Here is a 19474-nt window from a genome sequence, read left to right on the forward strand (position 1 = left end):
GGAACCAATCTCAGCCATCACCCAAAAAACGGATATACACGCAAATCACCTTCCCCGAGAAAGCACAAAGGGGACCCGAAGGTCCCCTTTAATTTGTCGTTGCGTGCTCTTTTTTTATTATTGAGGGGCGGTCTATTGTTGTTTTTGGCAACCGTGGCCCTTTACCGCTGTTTTTGGCGACCCCCATCCGGGGTCAAGAGCAAACGTATTTTTTTGAGCGCTGATCTGCTTCTTCGCACGCGATCCAACCAGTGGGTAGCTACCTTGAGGTAGTTTTTTGTTCTTCTCTATCCGGTTGCGGGTTTCGGCAAGCCGTACCCTGCGAAGCACATCTTCTCCAAAAAAATCTGTTAGCTGCGTCTCTGCCGTGTTGTTTTTGTTATGTCAGAGTCGTTACGTCTTATTTTTATTAGGTTTGGTGCTTTTTATTCTTGTTATGCAATAGAGATAGCAGAAGCCGTGCCAACTTTATAAAGTCCTTTAAAATCAATGGCTTGATTTTTGGGCGAGAAATTTCCTTCAGGAAATGCGACAAAATATGTTCCCGTGTTACCCGATGTGTAGCCGCGAGGTAACACATCGTCACAAGCGCACTACTCAACCGGCACTGCGAGCCTTCGCCACGCGCGAACCGGTGGGGCGGCCGAGTACCGTACAAATCTGCTGACCCGCCAGAATCAGCTTGTCCATGTCGATACCCGTCTCGATGCCCAAGCCATTGAGCAGGTACAACACATCTTCAGTGGCAACGTTACCGCTGGCCCCCTTGGCATAGGGGCACCCGCCGAGGCCCGCAATAGAGCTGTCGAACACCTGGATACCTTCCTCAAGGCTGGCGTAGATATTGGCGATGGCCTGGCCATAGGTGTCATGGAAGTGCCCGGCCAGCTTGTCCCGTGGCACCTGCGCGCCGACCACCTCGAACATCCGGCGTGTTGCGCCTGCAGTGCCGGTGCCAATCGTGTCGCCCAGGGACACCTCATAGCAGCCCATGGCGAACAGCTCGCGAGCGACTGCCGCGACCTGTTCCGGCGCGACCTGACCTTCATAAGGGCAACCCAACACACACGACACATAACCCCGCACACTCACACCATGCTGCCTGGCCGCGGCCATGATCGGCACGAAGCGTTCCAGGCTTTCGCTGACGGAGCAGTTGATATTGCGCTGGGAAAACGCCTCGGAAGCCGCCGCAAATACGGCCACTTCTTTAACGCCCGCCGCCAGTGCATCTTCAAAACCCCGCAGGTTTGGCGCCAGCGCGCCATAGGTCACGCCCGGCTTGCGCTGGATCTGCGCAAACACCTCGGCCGACCCGGCCATCTGCGGTACCCATTTGGGCGACACAAAACTGCCGACTTCGATGTAACCCAGGCCGGCGGCACTCAGGGCGTCCACCAATTGCACCTTGTCGGCGACGCTGATGGGTTGCGCTTCATTCTGCAGGCCGTCGCGGGGGCCCACTTCCACCAGGCGCACATGAGAGGGGAGGGACATGGCAGCTACCTTTTATGAATGGCCAACCTGGCCCTGAATGGTCTGTTCCAGCGCCTGGATGCAACGCTCTTCGGCGGTGTCCAGTTCGAGCTTCATCTGTTCGATGTCGAGCAACTGTTGTTCCAGCTGCTCGCGGCGCTCGGCGATTTTCGCCAGCATGCTGTGCAGCTGTTTCTGGTTGCCGCTGGTAGGGTCGTAGAGTTCGATCAGTTCCCGGCACTCGGCCAGGGAAAAACCGATGCGCTTGCCCCGCAGGATCAGCTTCAGGCTGACCTTGTCGCGGGGCGAATAAATGCGCTCCTGGCCCCGGCGTTCCGGGGACAGCAGGCCTTGTTCTTCATAGAAGCGAATGGCGCGGGTGGTGATGTCGAGCTCGCGGGCGAGGTCGGAGATGCTGTAGGTCGTGCTCATGAGGGCGCTCAAGGAGTGTCTTGAGCGTTAAGCTAATGGCTGGTTGACGTTAACGTCAAGCTCGCTCCTACAGTTTGTCCAGCTTCTTCTCATGGGCCGTCACCTGCTGGCACAACTCGATCATCTGCTCGCGCATCCAGCGGTTGGCCGGATCCTGGTCGGTGCTTTCATGCCAGTACAGATGGGTTTCCACCATCGGCACATCATTCACCGGCAGGTTGAACCAGTGCAGTTCATGGCGCCGTGCGAAGCGCTCCGGCACGGTCATTACCATGTCGGTTTGCTGCAGCACCTGCGAGGCCATCAGGTAGTGCTGGGAGCGCAGGGCGATCTTGCGTTGCAGGCCCATCTTGCCCAGCGCCAGGTCGACATGGCCCAGGCCGTTGCGCCGGCTGGAGATATGAATGTGGGTCAGCGACAGGTAGTCATCCAGCGTCAGTTTGTCCTTGCCCGCCATCGGATGGCCCTTGCGCATGGCGCACACGTAGCGGTCTTCCATCAGCTTGACGTGGCGCACTTGCGGGTCGGTGTTGAGCGGCGCATCCACGGCGAAGTCCAGGCGACCGGCCGCCAGTTCCTTGGTGGTTTCCCGGCGCTTGGACAGGAAGCTCTCGATTACCACCGTCGGTGCCAGGCGGCGCAGGCGCTGGAACAGCGGCGGCAGAATCACCGCTTCGGTGAGGTCGGTCATGCTGATGCGGTAGGTCTTGGCCGCCTGTTGCGGGTTGAAGATCCGGCTTTCCTGTACCGACACCCGCAGCAGCGACAGCGCGTTACGCACCGGGCCAATGATGTTCTGGGCCATGGGCGTGGGCACCATGCCTTGGGCTGTGCGCACGAACAGCGGGTCGTTGAAGGTCTCCCGCAGGCGGGCCAGAGCGTTCGACACCGCAGGTTGAGTAATCCCGACAATCTGCCCGGCGCGGGTCAGGTTGGCTTCGGTGTAGATCGCGTCAAAGACGATGAAGAGGTTGAGGTCGACCTTGCTCAGATTCATTTCGCTGCGCTCTTATTGTTAGGTGTCCATACGCCGATCATATATCGGTGATGAATGTTAATACACGCCGAGAATAGGCTAGGTAAATTATCAACGCTGTTCTAGCATCGATTCATGACCTCAACAACCTCCATTGAGAAGGTGCTGCCCATGGATTTCGCCTATTCGCCCAAGGTTCAGGAACTGCGTGAACGCGTCACCGCGTTCATGGATGCCTACGTCTACCCGGCCGAGCCTGTGTTCGAACGCCAGGTTGCCGAAGGTGACCGCTGGCAGCCCACCGCCATCATGGAAGAGTTGAAGCTCAAGGCTAAAGCCGAAGGCCTGTGGAACCTGTTCCTGCCGGAATCCGAATTGGGCGCCGGCCTCACCAACCTGGAATACGCACCCCTGGCCGAAATCATGGGCCGCTCCTTGCTGGGGCCGGAGCCGTTCAACTGCTCGGCACCGGATACCGGCAACATGGAAGTGCTGGTGCGCTACGCCAACGAAGAGCAAAAACAGCGCTGGCTCGAACCGCTGCTGCGCGGCGAAATCCGCTCGGCATTTGCCATGACCGAGCCGGACGTGGCTTCCTCCGACGCCACCAACATGGCCGCCCGTGCAGAACGCGACGGCGACGAGTGGGTGATCAATGGTAAAAAATGGTGGACCTCCGGCGCCTGTGACCCGCGCTGCAAGATCCTGATCTTCATGGGCCTGAGCAACCCGGATGCGCCGCGTCACCAGCAGCACTCGATGATCCTGGTACCGGTGGATGCGCCCGGTGTGAAGATCGTGCGCCCGCTGCCGGTGTTCGGCTACGACGACGCACCCCATGGCCACGCCGAAGTGCTGTTTGATAACGTCCGCGTGCCGTACGAAAACGTCCTGCTGGGCGAAGGCCGGGGCTTTGAAATTGCCCAGGGGCGCCTTGGTCCGGGCCGTATTCACCACTGCATGCGTTCCATCGGCATGGCCGAGCGCGCGCTGGAACTGATGTGCAAGCGTTCCGTCAGCCGTACCGCCTTCGGCAAGCCGCTGGCCCGCCTGGGTGGCAATATCGACAAGATCGCCGACTCGCGGATGGAAATCGACATGGCGCGCCTGCTGACCCTCAAAGCTGCCTACATGATGGACACCGTGGGCAACAAGGTCGCGAAAAGCGAAATCGCCCAGATCAAGGTGGTGGCGCCGAACGTGGCGTTGAGGGTGATCGATCGCGCCATCCAGATCCACGGTGGCGCCGGCGTATCCAATGACTTCCCGCTGGCCTACATGTACGCCATGCAGCGCACCCTGCGCCTGGCCGATGGCCCGGACGAAGTGCACCGCGCAGCAATCGGCAAATTCGAGATCGGCAAGTATGTGCCGCGGGAAATGATGCGCAGCGGGCAGTAAAACCGAGGTGTCTTCATCGCAGGCAAGCCAGCTCCCACAGGGGAATGCAGCCAACTGTGGGAGCCGGGCTTGCCGCGATGAGGCCAGTTGATCGTTTCCACGCTCTGCGTGGGAATGCTGCCCCGGACGCTCCGCGTCCTCAATACACCCAAACCTCTACCCGCCGATTCTTGATCCGTCCCTCATCTGCCGTATTTGCCGCCACCGGCATCTCGGCACCGAACCCCTGAATGTCCCTCAGCACCACGCCGCTTTTAACCAGTTCCCGGCGCACCGCCATCGCCCGCAACTTCGACAATAGCGCCGCCCGCTGCGCATCACTCTTGGCATCCCCAAACCCCACCAGCGTCACCTGCTTGTCCAGCTTGCCGTGGCTCTTTATATAAGCCACTACCCGCATCAGGTCCTGGCGCGCCTTGTTGTCTAGGCTGGCACTGCCTTCCTCAAACCGGAAATTCACCGTCAGGCGCTGCGCTTGTCGGGCAATCGCCTGGTAATCCCCGGGCATCGGCGCCCGTGGCTCCACCGCCATGGCCTGCACCTGCTGTGCGATAAAACCGTTGGCGGCGACGATCGCCTGGCCCTTGCTGCTTTGTGCAAAGTCCACCAGGGCCTTGGCCCAGGGGTTTTGTGCAACAGGTGGCAGGTAGAAGAACAACCGGCGTGACAGTGGGTAGTCCTCGGTGGCGATCAAACTGTTCAGCGGCAACATCGGCTGCGAGTCGCCATCGACGATGGCCACCGCCTTGGCCTGGCGTACATAGGGCAATCCGATAAAACCGATGCCCTGGGGGTCATGGCTGACAGCATCCGACAACTGCTCGCTGGATTCGAAGCGCTTGGCGCCGCCATCCAACGACTTGCCGCGCCGGCTGAGCACCAGTTCCTTGAAGGTGTCATAGGTGCCGGATTGATCATCCCGCGCGTACAGGTGAATCTGGCCACCGATGCCGCCCAGTTGTTCCCAGGTCGAGACTTCGCCGCTGAAGATCTGCGCCAGTTGCGCGGTGTTCAGCGTCCCCAACGGGTTGCGTGGGTTGAGGATGATCGCCAGCCCGTCAATGGCGATGACCTGTTCGGCGTCGGGGCTTTTCAGGTCGCCGAGGGCTTCGAGGTCCACCAGTTCGCTGTCCTTGATCGGCCGGGAAGACGCCGCGAGGTCGGCGCTGGCGTTTTTCAGGGCTGCGAACCCGGTGCTGGAACCATGGGCCGCCACTTCCACCGTCACCTTCTGGCCCTGGCGAGTCTTGCCGACGATGTGCTGTTCGTTGGCCTGGTCAGATGGCTCGCTGTGCACCGCTTGCAGCCCCTGTTGCTCCATCAGCCCCTTGACCAGCGCCGGGCCAAGTGCCGCGCCGATGGTGTTGGAACCCTGGATGCGCAAGGCCGGGCCATGTTCGGGGAAGGGCAGAGGGGTGGAAAAAGCGGCGAGGGGAAATGCGCTGAGCAGGGCCAGCAGGGATAGAACGCGCAGCATCATGCCGGCACCTTCTCAAGCCAAAGGGAGTGCCGCGAGATTAAGTCAGAGAGGTTTCAGCAATATGACCGGCATCACGCCGTCAAAAAGTGTGGGAGCGGGCTTGCTCGCGAATACGGTGTGTCAGTCGACGTATCCGGTGACTGACACACCGTATTCGCGAGCAAGCCCGCTCCCACATTTAACGGCGCTGCTGTTAAGAAATCAGCTCAATTCCAGCCAGATCGGTGCATGATCGGAGGGTTTTTCCATGCCGCGCAGGTCATAGTCCACACCGGCATCCTTCACCCGGGGCAGCAAGCCCTGGGAAGCCAGGATCACGTCGATCCGCAGCCCGCGCTTTGGCTCGTCTTCAAAACCACGGCTGCGGTAATCGAACCAGCTGAAGCGGTCTGCCACATCCGGGTTGAGGTGGCGGAAGCTGTCCACCAGGCCCCAGTTCTTCAGGCGGGCCATCCACTCGCGTTCTTCCGGCAGGAAGCTGCACTTGCCGGTCTTCAGCCAGCGCTTGGCGTTGTCGGCACCGATGCCGATGTCGCAGTCTTCCGGGGAAATATTCACATCCCCCATCACCACCACGGCCTGGTCATTGCTGAACTGCGACTCCAGGAGGGTTTGCAGGTCCTCGTAGAAGCGCTGCTTGGCCGGGAACTTGGTGGGGTGGTCGCGGCTTTCGCCCTGTGGGAAATAGCCGTTCATGATGGTAATCGGGTTGCCGTTGGCGTCGGCGAAGGTGCCCCAGATAAACCGGCGCTGGGCGTCTTCTTCGTCACTGGCAAAGCCTTTGTGCAGCGCCAGCGGTTCCTGGCGCGAGAGCAGGGCAACACCGTAGTGGCCTTTCTGCCCGTGGTAATACACGTGATAGCCGAGGGCCTTGATCTCATCCAGCGGGAACTGGTCGTCGTGGACCTTGGTTTCCTGCAGGCCGATCACGTCCGGCTGGTGTTTCTCGATCAGTGCCGCCAGCTGATGAGGGCGGGCGCGCAGCCCGTTGATATTGAAAGACACGATTTTCATGGTCGGCGGTCCAGTCTGGCAAAAGGGCGATGCTAGCCGACAATGTAGGACGGGAGCCAGCCTTGTAGCAGCTGCCGAGGCACAAGGCTGCTTGGGCTACGAAGCGGCGTCCGGTGGCTACACTGAACGAAACAGTGCCGCAGACGTTCGTAATAACAAGAGCGCGACCTTTTGAGTCAGCGCCCAGGGGAGATTCACTGTTATGCCTGACACCTCGACTGCCATCGCCCAGATCCACATGCTCGACAGCGGCTATTCCCGCGAAGCCCGTTCGCTGTTGTACCAGGCCTATCGCCATGAGCCGACGTTCGCCTACATCTTCGAAGCCGAACGTCCCGGCTACGAACAGCGGGTGCGCGCCACGGTGCGTGAACTGGTCAAGCAGCACTTCTTCCAGAAACTCCCGGCGATTGGCCTGTTGGTCAACGACCGGCTGATCGGCATCGCCCTGATCGCGCCACCGACCCGCCGCCTGGGCATCACCGAAAGCTGGGCCTGGCAGTTGCGCATGTGGCTGAGTACCGGTGTGCGCGGTACCCGGCGTTATCTGGAATACCATCAGGCAGTGCTGGCGTGCCTGCCCTCGGATTCGGTGCATGTGCTGCCGTTGCTGGGGATTCACCCGCAATTCCAGGGCAAGCACTACGGTGAGCAACTGCTGGAAGCGGTGCACAACTGGTGCGCCGAAGAGCCGCATTCCTCGGGCGTGGTGCTGGACACGGGGAATTCTCGCTATCTGGAATTCTATAAGCGCCAGGGCTATGAAGAGATCGGCGAGGTCGCTGTAGGACCGGTACTGGAACACGTGTTCTTTCACGCAAATCCGCAGGTGTTACAGGCTGCAACGGTTTAAGACAGAATTATTCAGACAAATCCGGGTTCTAACTCGCTCCCAAGCTCGTGTAGCATCCCGGCCTATGAAGTTTCCAGGAAGATTTACCAGCGGCTTGATTCTGCTGTTCACGAGCTGCAGCGCCTTGGCGCAAAGCGAATTGGATGTGCGCATCAAGCCTTCAAACGACGCGTTGAAAGCCAACATCGAAGGCTATATCGGCGGGGTCGGCGATCGTGACGAAGAAGCCCTGCTGCGGTTCAGCCGTGGCGCCGAGGAGCAAGCCCGCAAGGCCGCCCAGGCGCTGGGCTACTACCAACCGCAGATTGCCAGCGATGTGAAGGGCGGCAAGAACCCGCGCCTGATCCTCACCATCGACCCCGGCGAACCGGTGCATTTGCGCAATGTGACCATTCGGGTCGACGGCCAGGCCGCCGACCTCAAGGCCTTTCGCGTGCCCGCCAGCGACCAACTCAAATCCGGCGCCGTGCTCAACCACGGCAACTACGAAGACGCCAAGCGCGTCATCCAGAACCAGGCGTCACGCTACGGCTTTTTCAGCGGGCGCTTTACCAGCCAGAAACTCTCGGTCGACCCCAAGGCGGGGGTGGCCGATATCGAACTCATTTACGACAGTGGCCCACGCTACACCTTGGGCAAGGTCAGCTTTGCCGGCGACACGCCGTTTGATGAAGACCTGCTGCAACGCATGGTGCCGTTCAAGAGCGGCGCGCCTTACGACTCCGAACTGATCGCCGAACTCAACCAGAACCTGCAATCCAGCGGCTTTTTCGAAGGCGTGCGCGTGGACGCCGCCCCGGCGGCCTCGACCAATGACGTGATCCCGGTGGCCGTGCAACTGGAAACCCGCAAGCCGCGCACCATGGGCCTGGGCCTCGGTTACTCGACCGATGTCGGCCCGCGGGGCAAGGCCAACTGGACGCGCCACTGGGTCAACCCCCAGGGCCACAGTTATGGCTGGGAAGCCGAGCTTTCCGCGCCTCGGCAGAACGTCGGGTTGTGGTACGACATTCCCATGGACCCGCCACTGACCGACAAATTGCGCTTTGCCGGCGGCTACCAGAATGAAGAAATCGCCAACACCGACACCCTGAGTAAACTGCTCACCCTCGGCCCCGAGTGGCACAGCAAGTTGCCCAGCGGCTGGACGCGGGTGATCTCGCTCAAATGGCAGCGCGAAGAATATCGCCTGGGCAACGACTCGGGCCTGAGTACGCTGCTGATGCCCGGCATCAGTTATTCCTACCTGCGCAGCGACAACCGCATCGACCCGCACAACGGCTATCGCCTGCTGTTCGACGCCAAGGTCGCCAAGGAAGGCCTGGGTTCCGACACCAACCTGCTTTACGGCACGGCGACCATCAAGGGCTTGACCACCCTGTGGGACAACCACCGCTTCCTGGCCCGGGCGCAGTTTGGTGGCAGTGCCACCAACGGCTACAAATCCGTGCCACCGTCGTTGCGCTTTTTTGCCGGTGGCGACCAGAGCGTGCGGGGTTACGAGTACCAGACCCTGTCCCCGGAAAATGATCGCGGCGACCGCATCGGCGGCCGCTACATGGTGGCCCTGAGCGCCGAGTACCAATATTCCATCGCCGAAAAATGGCGGATCGCGACCTTTATCGACCAAGGCAACTCGTTCAACACCCTGGAAATGCCAAGCCTGAAAACCGGCGTGGGTGTGGGTGTGCGCTGGGTGTCGCCGGTTGGCCCGATCCGCCTCGACCTGGCCCATGCCCTCGAAGATCCGGGCGGCATTCGTTTGCACTTTTCCATGGGGCCTGAGCTGTGATGCGTGGTTTGAAAATAGCGGGGCTGGCCATTCTGGCGGTCCTCGCGGTGATAGTGCTGGCACTGTGGACGGTGCTGGGTACCCAAGCCGGCAGCCGGTGGGTGCTGGGCCAGGTGCCGGGTTTGACCGTGGAGAATTTCCAGGGTCGCCTGGCCGGGCAGTGGAGTGCCGACCATCTGTTATGGCAGCAGGACAGCAGCCGCGTGGAGCTTCAGTCGCCAAAGTTCGACTGGTCGCCGGCCTGTTTGATGCGCATGACCTTGTGCATCAACCAACTGGATGTGGAGCAGGTGAGCCTGCAATTTCCACCCGGCACCGAAGAAAGCAGCGGCCCGATTACCCTGCCGGACCTGAAACTGCCGGTCGCCCTTCAGTTGGGTGACATCCGCGTTGGCAGCCTGCTGTTCAATGGCAGCGAAGAGCTCCAGGGCCTGCAGCTGGCGGCGCACTGGACTGCCGCCGGGATGCAGATCGATTCGGTGCACCTGCAACGGGACGGTTTGGTCCTTGACCTGTCCGGCCTGCTGCAACCCACCGGCAATTGGCCGCTGGCCGCCAGCGGCAACCTGAGCCTGCCTTACGCGCCGGGCGGTGCGCCCTGGACGCTGGCGCTCAAGGTCGATGGCGATTTGCTCAAGACCCTCAAGCTCGACGCCGACAGCAGCGGCTACCTGCCGGCCAAGCTCAGCGGCGAATTGCAACCGCTGGTGGAAAACCTGCCGGCGCAGTTGCACATCACCGCCGACGGCTTCAAACCCAGCGCCGATTTGCCCGATACCCTGCAACTCAATCAGCTGGACCTGACCGCCAAGGGCGACCTGAGCAACGGTTACCAGTTGCTGGGCAAAGCCGTACTGCCCGCGGAAAAAGGCCCGGTGGACCTGCTGCTGCAAGGCAAGGTCGACGCCAAGGGCGCGCAGATCGCCGGGCTGGATTTGAATGCCGGTGACAAACAAAGCCTCAAGCTCAGTGCCAATCTGGACTGGCAGCAAGGCTTCAGCGCCGACGCGAAAATCGACTGGCTGGATTTCCCGTGGCATCGCCTGTACCCCGTGATCGACGAACCCCAGGTGGCCTTGCGTACCTTCAATGGTGAAGTTTCCTACAAGGACGGCAACTATCTGGGCAACTTCAAGGCCGACCTCGACGGCCCTGCGGGCAAGTTCAGCCTGGCCAGCCCGTTCAGTGGCGACCTCAAGCAAGTGTTCCTCCCCGAGTTGAAACTCGCGGCTGGTCAGGGCAAGGCCGAAGGCCACCTGAACCTGCAATTTGCCGATGGCATCGCCTGGGACACGGCGCTGGACCTGTCGGCGATCAACCCGGCGTATTGGGTCGCGGAGTTGCCCGGCACCCTCGCGGGCCCGTTGCGCAGCAAGGGCGAAATGAAGAACGAGCAACTCAAGCTCAATGCCGACCTCGACCTCAAGGGCCGTCTGCGTGGCCAACCTGCCGTGCTCCAGGCCAAGGCCGAAGGCGCAGGCGAGCAATGGACCCTCGGCACCCTGGACATTCGCCTCGGCGACAACCGCATCTATGGCAGCGGCAGCCTGCAACAGCGCCTTGCCGGGCAGATCGACATCAAGCTGACGCGCCTCGCCCAGCTCTGGCCGCAACTGCGCGGGCAGATGAATGGTCGCCTCGACGTCGCCGGCACCCTGAAAGCGCCGCAAGGCAAGCTCAACCTGGTTGGCCAGCAACTGGCGTTTGAAGATAACCGCCTGCAAAACCTGACCCTGGACGCGAACCTGGATAATGCCCAGCGCGCCAAAGTCGACCTGAAAGGCAGTGGCATCCAGGCCGGTGACACCCAGCTCGGCACCTTCAGTGCCAGCGCCCAGGGCGATATCAAAAGCCAGAAAGTCCAGCTCGACCTGGCCGGCCCGTTGCTCAAGCTGGCCTTGGCCCTGGACGGCAATCTCGACAAAGGCAACTGGCGCGGGCGCTTGGCCAGCGGTGATGTGCAAGCCGGTGGCCAGGACTGGAAGCTGCAAGCACCGGCGAAAATCGAACGCCTGGCCGACGGCAAGCTGACCTTTGCTGCCCATTGCTGGGTCTCCGGCCCGGCGAGCCTGTGCGGCGAAGACCAGCGCCTGATGCCCGAGCCGAAGCTGCGTTACCACCTCAAGCAGTTCCCGATCGACAGCCTGGCGCAGTGGTTGCCCAAGGATTTCGCCTGGCAGGGCAAGCTCAATGCCGACGTGCAGCTCGACCTGCCGGCCAGCGGCCCCAAAGGCGTGGTCTCGGTGGACGCCAGCGGCGGTACCCTGCGGGTCAAGGACAAGGACCAGTGGCTGGATTTCCCCTACGACACGCTGAAGCTGGAAACCACCCTCAACCCCACGCGCATCGACACCCAGCTCAATTTCCGTGGCGGCAAGCTCGGCGAATTGCTGTTGCAGGCGCAGCTCAATCCGCTGGCGAAGAATAAACCGATCACCGGCAACTTCACCCTGACCGGCCTCGACCTTGCGGTCGCCCGGCCGTTTGTGCCGATGGTCGAAAAGCTCAACGGCAAGCTCAACGGTAACGGGCGAATCGGCGGCAGCCTGCTGGCGCCTCAGGTCAACGGCAGCGTCAACCTGGTGGGAGGCGAAATCTCCGGCCCGGAACTGCCCACCAGCATTGAAGGCCTGAATATCCAGGCGTTGATTGCCGGCGAAAGCGTGCAGCTCAATGGCGGCTGGCGCAGCGGCAAGGCCGGGCAGGGCACTATCAAGGGGCAGATCGACTGGGGCCAGGCCCTGGCGGTGGATATCGCGCTGCAAGGCACGCAGCTGCCGGTCACCGTGGAGCCCTACGCGGCCCTGGAGGTGGCGCCCGACCTGAAGATCAGCATGAAGAACGACAAGCTGGCGATCTCCGGCAAGGTGCAGATTCCCAAGGGCGAGATCACCGTGCGGGAATTGCCGCCATCGACGGTCAAGGTCTCGGATGACACGGTGATCGTCGGCAGCCAGACCGAAGAAGGCAAGCCGCCGATGGCCATGGCGATGGACATCGATGTGGAGGTAGGCAAGGACAAGCTGAGCTTCGCCGGGTTTGGCCTCACCGCCAACCTGCAAGGCCATGTGCACATCGGCGACAACATGGACACCCGTGGTGAACTGTGGCTCAACGACGGCCGCTACCGTGCCTACGGCCAACGCCTGACTGTGCGCCGCGCGCGATTGCTGTTTGCCGGGCCGATCGACCAGCCGTTCCTGGATATTGAGGCTGTGCGGATCACCACCGAGCCGTCCCGGACCGTCACCGCCGGTATTCGTCTGAGCGGCAGTGCCGAGCAGCCGACTACGCAAATTTTCTCGGAGCCGGCCATGGCCCAAGAGGATGCATTGTCGTACCTGGTGTTGGGGCGTTCGCGCACCACCAACGGTGAGGACAACAACATGCTGGCCGAAGCGGCGCTGGGTCTTGGGTTGATGGGCAGTGCCGGGGTCACGTCGGACATCGCCAAGAACCTGGGCATCCAGGACTTTGAACTGGACACCCAGGGCAGTGGCAACAACACCGCCGTGGTGGCCAGCGGCAAGATCTCCGAGAAGCTCAGCCTGCGTTATGGCGTGGGGGTGTTCGAGCCGGCCAACACCATCGCCTTGCGCTATTTGCTGAGCAAGAAGGTGTACCTGGAAGTGGCCAGCGGTGTGGCCAGCTCCCTGGATATTTTCTACAAGCGCGATTTCTGATCCGTCCACGGTAATGGTGGGAGCCTGGCTCCCACCATTTATCCGCTAATTAGCAAGCAACCTAACTATTCGTTTGACATTCGCTGCCTAGGCAGTAACATCGTGTCACACATTCACTGCTTAGGCAGTTAATAGGCTGGTCACGATGAAGCACTTCACCCCCGAAAACTTCCACAACTGCCACCTCGGCCTGCTGCTGGGCCGGGCTGCGCTGCTCAAAGACAAGATCATCGACACCCACATGGAACCCCACGGCATCACGGCCGCGCAGTTCAAGGTGTTGATCATCATGGCCCAGTACGGCGTCGACACCCCGGCCGAGCTGTGCCGCAACCTGTCGTTGGACAGCGGCTCCATGACCCGCATGCTCGACCGCCTGGAACAGAAGGACCTGCTGGCGCGCAAGCGTTCCGAGCAGGACCGGCGCCAGGTGCAGTTGGTGTTGACCGCCGAAGGCCAGCGCGTGGCCGACATGCTGCCGCACATCGGTGCCCAGGCCCTGAACCAGTTGGCGGGCGCCCTGGAGCCGGGTGAATTGCAAACCCTGGAAAAAATCCTGAAGAAAATTCTGATAGCTGCGGGTGACCCCATCACCATTCAGCGGGTAGGTAGTGCATGAACAATCGCTCCTTGCGTGCCGGCCTCAGCCTTGTGCTGGTGGCCATGACTATGGCCGGTTGTGCCAATTTCAGCGGCTTGAACACAGAAGGCAAACGCCTCGAAGCCAATAACCTGCAAACCGGCAAATCCCTCAGCGGCGTGACCCTGTCCACCGCTGCCTGGCCCACCGCCGACTGGTGGAAAGGCCTTGGCGATCCACAGCTCGACGGCCTGATCCAGGAAGCCCTGCAGAACAGCCCCGACATGCAAGTGGCCAGCGCCCGCGCCCACCAGGCCGAAGCCGCCGCCTATGCTGCCGACGCCGAGCGCATGCCAACCCTGGATGCCAGCGCCGGTGTCAGCCGTTCGCGCCTGGCCAAGGACCAGGACCCGTTGGGCCAGGGCGATGCCTACGCCACCGTGCGTAACATCGGTGCCAGCTTCAATTACAATTTCGACCTGTGGGGTGGCCAGCGCGCCGCCTGGGAAGCCGCACTGGGCCAGGCCCGCGCGGCCGAAGTCGACCAACAGGCCGCGCGCCTGACCCTGGCGGCCAACGTCGCCAAGGCCTACAGCGACCTGGGCCAGGCCCATATCGTGCGTGACCTGGCCAATGATGACCTCAAGCGCACCCGGCAGATGCTCGACCTGGGCCAGCGTCGCCTGAACTCCGGGATCGACAGCCAGTACCAGTACCAGCAAACCGAAAGCCTGGAAGCCAGCTCGCAGTCGCAACTGATCGATGCGGAAAAACAACTGCAGAGCGCCAAGATCGCCCTCGCGGTGTTGCTCGGCAAAGGCCCGGACCGTGGCAGCGAACTGGTACGCCCCAACGTGCTCAAGCCGAGCGCGGTTGCGGTGCCTTCGGTGTTGCCTGCCGAGCTGGTGGGCCGTCGCCCGGACCTGATCGCCGCACGCTGGCGGGTGGAGGCGGCGAGCAAGAACATCGCGGCCAGCAAGACCCGTTTCTACCCCAACCTCAACCTGAGCGCGAGCGCCGGGGCCGAGTCGTTGCTGGGGGATGCGATGTTTGGTTCGGCCAGCCGCTTCTTCAGCATTGCGCCGACCGTCTCGCTGCCGATCTTCGACGGCGGCCGCCTGCGCGCCGACCTCGACGCTCGCGACGCCGACTACGACCTGGCCGTGGCCCAGTACAACAAAACCCTGGTGCAAGCCTTGGGCGATATCGGCAACACACTCTCGCAATTGCGCGAGACCGGCCGGCAGATCCAGGCCCAGCAACACGCCGCTGACATTGCCCAGCAGTCCTACGACACCGGCGTCCAGCGTTACAGCTCAGGTATCGGCAATTATCTGGACGTGCTCAGCATCGAACAGCAACTGCTCCAGGCCCAGCGTCAGTTGGCCACCCTGAATGCCGAGCAAATCGATCTTTCGATTCAACTGATGCAGGCCCTGGGCGGCGGTTTCCACGCCGATAACGTGGCCTCGACCACCCCAGCCACGCGCACTGAATAATTCAAGGTACTTGTCATGGCCACTGCCGAAACCAGCAACAACGCTCCTGAAACAAACAAGGCTGAACAACCCAACACCAGCAATCCGCGCAAACGCAAAGTCATGCTGTTTGTGCTGGCGCTGATCGTCATCCTCGGCGCCTTGGGCGTGTGGGGTTGGTACGAATTGTATGGTCGCTTCAGCGAAAGCACCGACGACGCCTACGTCAACGGCAACGTGGTGGAAATCACCCCGCTGGTGACCGGCACCGTGGTGAGCATCGGCGCTGACGACGGCGACCTGGTGCATGAAGGCCAGGTGCTGATCAACTTCGACCCCAACGACGCGGCCGTCGGCCTGCAAAGTGCCCAGGCCAACCTGGCCCGCACCGTGCGCCAGGTGCGTGGTTTGTACAGCAACGTCGATGGCATGAAAGCCCAGGTGCTGGCGCAACAAGCCAACGTGCAAAAGGCCCAGGACAACTACAACCGACGCAAGAACCTCGCTGCCGGCGGGGCGATTTCCCAGGAAGAACTGTCCCACGCCCGTGACGACCTGACCTCGGCGCAAAACGCCCTGGCCAACGTGCAGCAACAGTTCAAGACCAGCAGCGCCCTGGTGGATGACACGGTGATTTCGTCCCACCCGGACGTGCAGGCTGCCGCCGCACAGTTGCGCCAGGCTTACCTGACCAACGCCCGCAGCACCCTGATCGCACCGGTGACCGGCTATGTGGCCAAGCGTACCGTGCAATTGGGCCAACGGGTCCAGCCGGGTACTGCACTGATGGCCGTGATCCCGCTGGATCAACTGTGGATCGACGCCAACTTCAAGGAAACCCAGCTGCGCAATATGCGTATCGGCCAGCCGGTGGATATCGAATCCGATATCTACGGCAGCGACGTGAAATTCAGCGGCACCGTCGACAGCCTCGGCGCGGGCACGGGCAGCGCGTTTGCCTTGCTGCCGGCGCAGAACGCCACCGGTAACTGGATCAAGATCGTGCAACGGGTGCCAGTGCGTATCCATGTGAACGCCGATGAGTTGGCCAAGCACCCGCTGCGGGTGGGCCTGTCCACCGTGGTCGACGTCGACCTGCACGACCAGAGCGGCCCGGTACTGGCCCAGCAGGCGCCGCAGAAGGCGTCGTTCACCACCAACGTTTACGACCGCCAGTTGGCCGAAGCCGACGCGATGATCACCCAATTGATCCATGACAACAGCGTCGCCGCTCCCAAGGCTGCCCAGCGCTGATTCGCCAATCCATCAGCTGCGGCCCCGGCGGCCGTAGCGCCAATCATGTTGCACAGGATTCGCGATGAGTAACGCTAACGCCTCCTTCACGCCGCCCAGCTTGCTGATGGCCACCATCGGCCTGTCCCTGGCGACCTTCATGCAGGTGCTCGACACCACCATCGCCAACGTGGCGCTGCCGACGATTTCCGGCAACCTCGGCGTGAGTTCGGAGCAGGGCACCTGGGTCATCACCTCGTTTGCCGTTAGCAACGCCATCGCGCTGCCGCTGACCGGCTGGCTGAGCCGTCGCTTCGGCGAGGTGAAGCTGTTTCTGTGGGCCACCATCCTGTTTGTGCTGGCCTCGTTTCTCTGCGGTATTTCCACCTCGATGCCCGAGCTGATCGGCTTTCGGGTATTGCAAGGCCTGGTTGCCGGCCCGTTGTACCCGATGACCCAGACGCTGCTCATCGCGGTCTATCCCCCCGCCAGGCGTGGCATGGCCCTGGCGTTGCTGGCGATGGTCACGGTGGTGGCGCCGATTGCCGGGCCGATCCTCGGCGGCTGGATTACCGACAGCTACAGCTGGCCGTGGATCTTCTTTATCAACGTACCCATCGGCATCTTTGCCGTGATGGTGGTGCGCTCGCAACTGAAGAAACGCCCGGTGGTCACCAGCTACCAGCCGATGGACTACGTCGGCTTGCTCAGCCTGATCGTCGGCGTCGGCGCCTTGCAGATCATCCTCGACAAGGGCAACGACCTGGACTGGTTCGAGTCGAACTTCATCATCATCGGCGCGGTGATCTCGGCTGTCGCCCTGGCGGTGTTCGTGATCTGGGAAATGACCGACGAGCACCCGGTGGTCAACCTGCGGCTGTTCGCCTATCGCAACTTTCGCATCGGCACGATTGTGTTGGTACTCGGGTACGCGGGTTTCTTCGGGATCAACCTGATCCTGCCGCAATGGCTGCAAACCCAGATGGGCTACACCGCCACCTGGGCGGGCCTGGCGGTGGCGCCGATCGGGATTCTGCCGGTGTTGATGTCGCCGTTCGTGGGCAAATATGCGCACAAGTTCGACCTGCGCCTGCTGGCCGGGCTGGCGTTCCTGGCGATTGGCTTGAGTTGCTTCATGCGCGCCGGGTTTACCAATGAAGTGGACTTCACGCACATCGCCCTGGTGCAGTTGTTCATGGGGATCGGCGTAGCGCTGTTCTTCATGCCGACCTTGAGCATCCTGATGTCCGACCTGCCGCCGGCGCAAATCGCCGACGGCGCTGGCCTGGCGACCTTCCTGCGGACCTTGGGCGGCAGCTTTGCGGCCTCGTTGACCACCTGGATCTGGATTCGCCGGGCGGACCAGCACCATGCCTACATGAGCGAAAACATGACCACCTACGACTCGGCCACCCGGGACGCCTTGCAGGCGCTCGGCGGGGCAGGGCACAAGGCGTATGCGCAGTTGGACCAGATACTGACGAGCCAGGCGTACATGATGTCCACCGTGGATTACTTCACGTTGCTGGGGTGGATGTTCATGGCGTTGATCGTGATTGTATGGCTGGCGAAACCGCCGTTTGCAGCGAAGGCGGGGCCGGAGGCTTCTGGCCACTGATCGAAAGACCGAACTCGGTCAATGTGGGAGCTGGCTTGCCTGCGATGCAGGCACCTCGGTACATCAGATGCATCGAGGTGATGCTATCGCAGGCAAGCCAGCTCCCACATTTGATGGGTGTTGTGTCTGAGGATCAGGCGCCAGGCAAGGCCAACTGCGGATTGACGAAGTCAAACGCCGCCAGTTGAAACCCTTGCTCATCCACCTGCAATGCCCACCCTTGCTTGTCCCAATCCCCCAGCACAATGCGCTTGGCCGCTTGCTCGCCAATCTGCAACTTGTGAATCGCCGGGCGGTGGGTGTGGCCATGCACCAACGTACGCACGCCGAACTGCTGCATCACCCTCGGCACTTCCTCGGGCGTTACATCGACAATGTCGTTGGTCTTCATTCGCGTCTGCGCGCGGCTTTCACTGCGCAGCTTGCGCGCCAGCTTGTGCCGCGTGCGCAAGGGCAGGTGGCGCAGGATGAACAGCGTGATGGGGTTACGCAGGATGCGCCGCAGCTTCATATAGCCAAGGTCGCGGGTACACAGGCTGTCGCCGTGCATCAACAGCACGGGCTCGCCTGCGAGTTGCACCACACTCGGGTCCTTGAGCAAGGTTGCGCCTGCGGCTTTGCAGAACGCCTTGCCGATCAGGAAATCCCGGTTGCCATGCATGATGAAAATCTGGGTGCCGCTGTCGCTCAGCTCGCGCAGGGCCAGGCAAATCGAACGCTGGAAGGGCGTCATCCCATCGTCGCCAATCCAGGCTTCAAAGAAGTCCCCCAGAATGTACAACGCCTGGGCGGAACGGGCGCGGCCGTGCAGTAAATCCAGAAACGCCCGGGTTATGTCCGGGCGCTCCTCTTCCAGATGCAAATCTGAAATCAGCAATATCACTCAACGATCTCGGCTTTCTCGACGATAACGTCTTCTACCGGAACGTCCTGGTGACCTGCCTTGCCGGTGGTTTGCACACCCTTGATCTTGTCGACAACGTCCTGGCCTTCGGTGACTTTACCGAATACCGCGTAGCCCCAGCCCTGCACGTTCTTGCCGCTGTGGTTCAGGAAGGTGTTGTCGGCGACGTTGATGAAGAACTGCGCGGAGGCCGAATGCGGCTCCATGGTACGGGCCATGGCGACGGTGTACTTGTCGTTGGAAAGGCCGTTGTCCGCTTCGTTCTGGATGCTTGGACGCTTGTCTTTCTTTTCTTTCATGCCAGGCTCGAAACCGCCGCCCTGGACCATGAAGTTGCCGATGACACGGTGGAAAACAGTGTTTTCGTAGTGGCCGGCTTTAACGTACTCGATGAAGTTGGCGACGGTGATCGGCGCTTTCTCGGCGTTCAGCTCGATGACGATGTCACCGTGGTTGGTGGTCAGTTTGACTTGAGTCATGTTCACTACTCTTTCAAGGAATTCGTGGGTTTGGGCGTTTTGCGCCTTACCTGCTTGGCAAAAACGGCAGCCAAG

15 protein-coding genes are annotated in these 19474 nt (G+C 61.5%); 8 read left to right on the forward strand and 7 right to left on the reverse strand.

What is annotated here, in order from left to right; all coding sequences use genetic code 11:
* Positions 1–597 precede the first annotated feature (597 nt).
* The 3 genes from HX805_RS27170 to HX805_RS27180 form a co-directional block, all read right to left on the reverse strand.
* A complete protein-coding gene (locus HX805_RS27170; protein WP_177009129.1) occupies positions 598–1497 on the reverse strand; it encodes a hydroxymethylglutaryl-CoA lyase in 900 nt (299 codons plus the stop codon).
* 12 nt (positions 1498–1509) lie between these two features.
* Positions 1510–1908, reverse strand: a complete 399-nt coding sequence (locus HX805_RS27175) for a MerR family DNA-binding transcriptional regulator (protein WP_102369517.1) — start codon at positions 1906–1908, stop codon at positions 1510–1512.
* A 67-nt stretch (positions 1909–1975) separates the two neighbouring features.
* Positions 1976–2905, reverse strand: a complete 930-nt coding sequence (locus HX805_RS27180; protein ID WP_003211805.1) for a LysR family transcriptional regulator — start codon at positions 2903–2905, stop codon at positions 1976–1978.
* A 150-nt stretch (positions 2906–3055) separates the two neighbouring features.
* Here HX805_RS27180 and HX805_RS27185 point away from each other — a divergent pair, with 150 nt between their 5' ends.
* Positions 3056–4285, forward strand: coding sequence for an acyl-CoA dehydrogenase (locus HX805_RS27185; protein WP_177080525.1), 1230 nt, complete (start codon positions 3056–3058; stop codon positions 4283–4285).
* Between the two features lie 139 nt (positions 4286–4424).
* On the opposite strand, the gene HX805_RS27190 is transcribed toward HX805_RS27185, so the two are convergent.
* Positions 4425–5765 carry a substrate-binding domain-containing protein gene (locus HX805_RS27190; RefSeq protein WP_177080524.1) on the reverse strand — a complete coding sequence of 447 codons (1341 nt, stop codon included), beginning with the start codon at positions 5763–5765 and terminating at the stop codon, positions 4425–4427.
* Between the two features lie 201 nt (positions 5766–5966).
* Complete coding sequence (gene xthA / locus HX805_RS27195; RefSeq protein ID WP_003211800.1) at positions 5967–6779, reverse strand: exodeoxyribonuclease III; 813 nt, start codon at positions 6777–6779, stop codon at positions 5967–5969.
* 202 nt (positions 6780–6981) lie between these two features.
* Between xthA and HX805_RS27200 the strand changes: the two genes are divergently transcribed.
* The 7 genes from HX805_RS27200 to HX805_RS27230 all read left to right on the forward strand — a co-directional run bounded on the left by HX805_RS27200 (position 6982) and on the right by HX805_RS27230 (position 18016).
* Entirely contained in the window at positions 6982–7632 is a 651-nt protein-coding gene (locus HX805_RS27200; RefSeq protein WP_177117465.1) for an N-acetyltransferase, read from the forward strand.
* Positions 7633–7696: 64 nt separating this feature from the next.
* Positions 7697–9424, forward strand: a complete 1728-nt coding sequence (locus tag HX805_RS27205) for an autotransporter assembly complex family protein (protein WP_102605509.1) — start codon at positions 7697–7699, stop codon at positions 9422–9424.
* Entirely contained in the window at positions 9424–13107 is a 3684-nt protein-coding gene (locus HX805_RS27210) for a translocation/assembly module TamB domain-containing protein (protein WP_177080522.1), read from the forward strand. The genes HX805_RS27205 and HX805_RS27210 overlap by 1 nt, the downstream gene beginning before the upstream one ends.
* Positions 13108–13252: 145 nt before the next feature.
* Entirely contained in the window at positions 13253–13726 is a 474-nt protein-coding gene (locus HX805_RS27215) for a MarR family winged helix-turn-helix transcriptional regulator (protein WP_003211792.1), read from the forward strand.
* Positions 13723–15186, forward strand: a complete 1464-nt coding sequence (locus tag HX805_RS27220; RefSeq protein WP_102605511.1) for an efflux transporter outer membrane subunit — start codon at positions 13723–13725, stop codon at positions 15184–15186. Before HX805_RS27215 ends, HX805_RS27220 begins: the two co-directional genes overlap by 4 nt.
* Before the next feature lie 15 nt (positions 15187–15201).
* Positions 15202–16419: an efflux RND transporter periplasmic adaptor subunit gene (locus HX805_RS27225; protein ID WP_003211788.1), complete on the forward strand. Its 1218-nt coding sequence runs from the start codon at positions 15202–15204 to the stop codon at positions 16417–16419.
* 64 nt (positions 16420–16483) lie between these two features.
* Positions 16484–18016: a DHA2 family efflux MFS transporter permease subunit gene (locus tag HX805_RS27230; protein ID WP_003211786.1), complete on the forward strand. Its 1533-nt coding sequence runs from the start codon at positions 16484–16486 to the stop codon at positions 18014–18016.
* Positions 18017–18149: 133 nt separating this feature from the next.
* On the opposite strand, the gene lpxH is transcribed toward HX805_RS27230, so the two are convergent.
* Both lpxH and HX805_RS27240 read right to left on the reverse strand, forming a co-directional pair.
* Positions 18150–18899, reverse strand: coding sequence for a UDP-2,3-diacylglucosamine diphosphatase (lpxH, locus tag HX805_RS27235; RefSeq protein WP_177028448.1), 750 nt, complete (start codon positions 18897–18899; stop codon positions 18150–18152).
* Positions 18896–19399 (reverse strand): peptidylprolyl isomerase, encoded by a 504-nt coding sequence (locus tag HX805_RS27240; RefSeq protein WP_003211783.1) that lies wholly within the window; start codon positions 19397–19399, stop codon positions 18896–18898. Before HX805_RS27240 ends, lpxH begins: the two co-directional genes overlap by 4 nt.
* Positions 19400–19474 lie beyond the last annotated feature (75 nt).

The sequence above is a fragment of the Pseudomonas sp. G5001 genome, assembly GCF_013385475.1.
In the GTDB taxonomy this organism is placed as follows: domain Bacteria; phylum Pseudomonadota; class Gammaproteobacteria; order Pseudomonadales; family Pseudomonadaceae; genus Aquipseudomonas.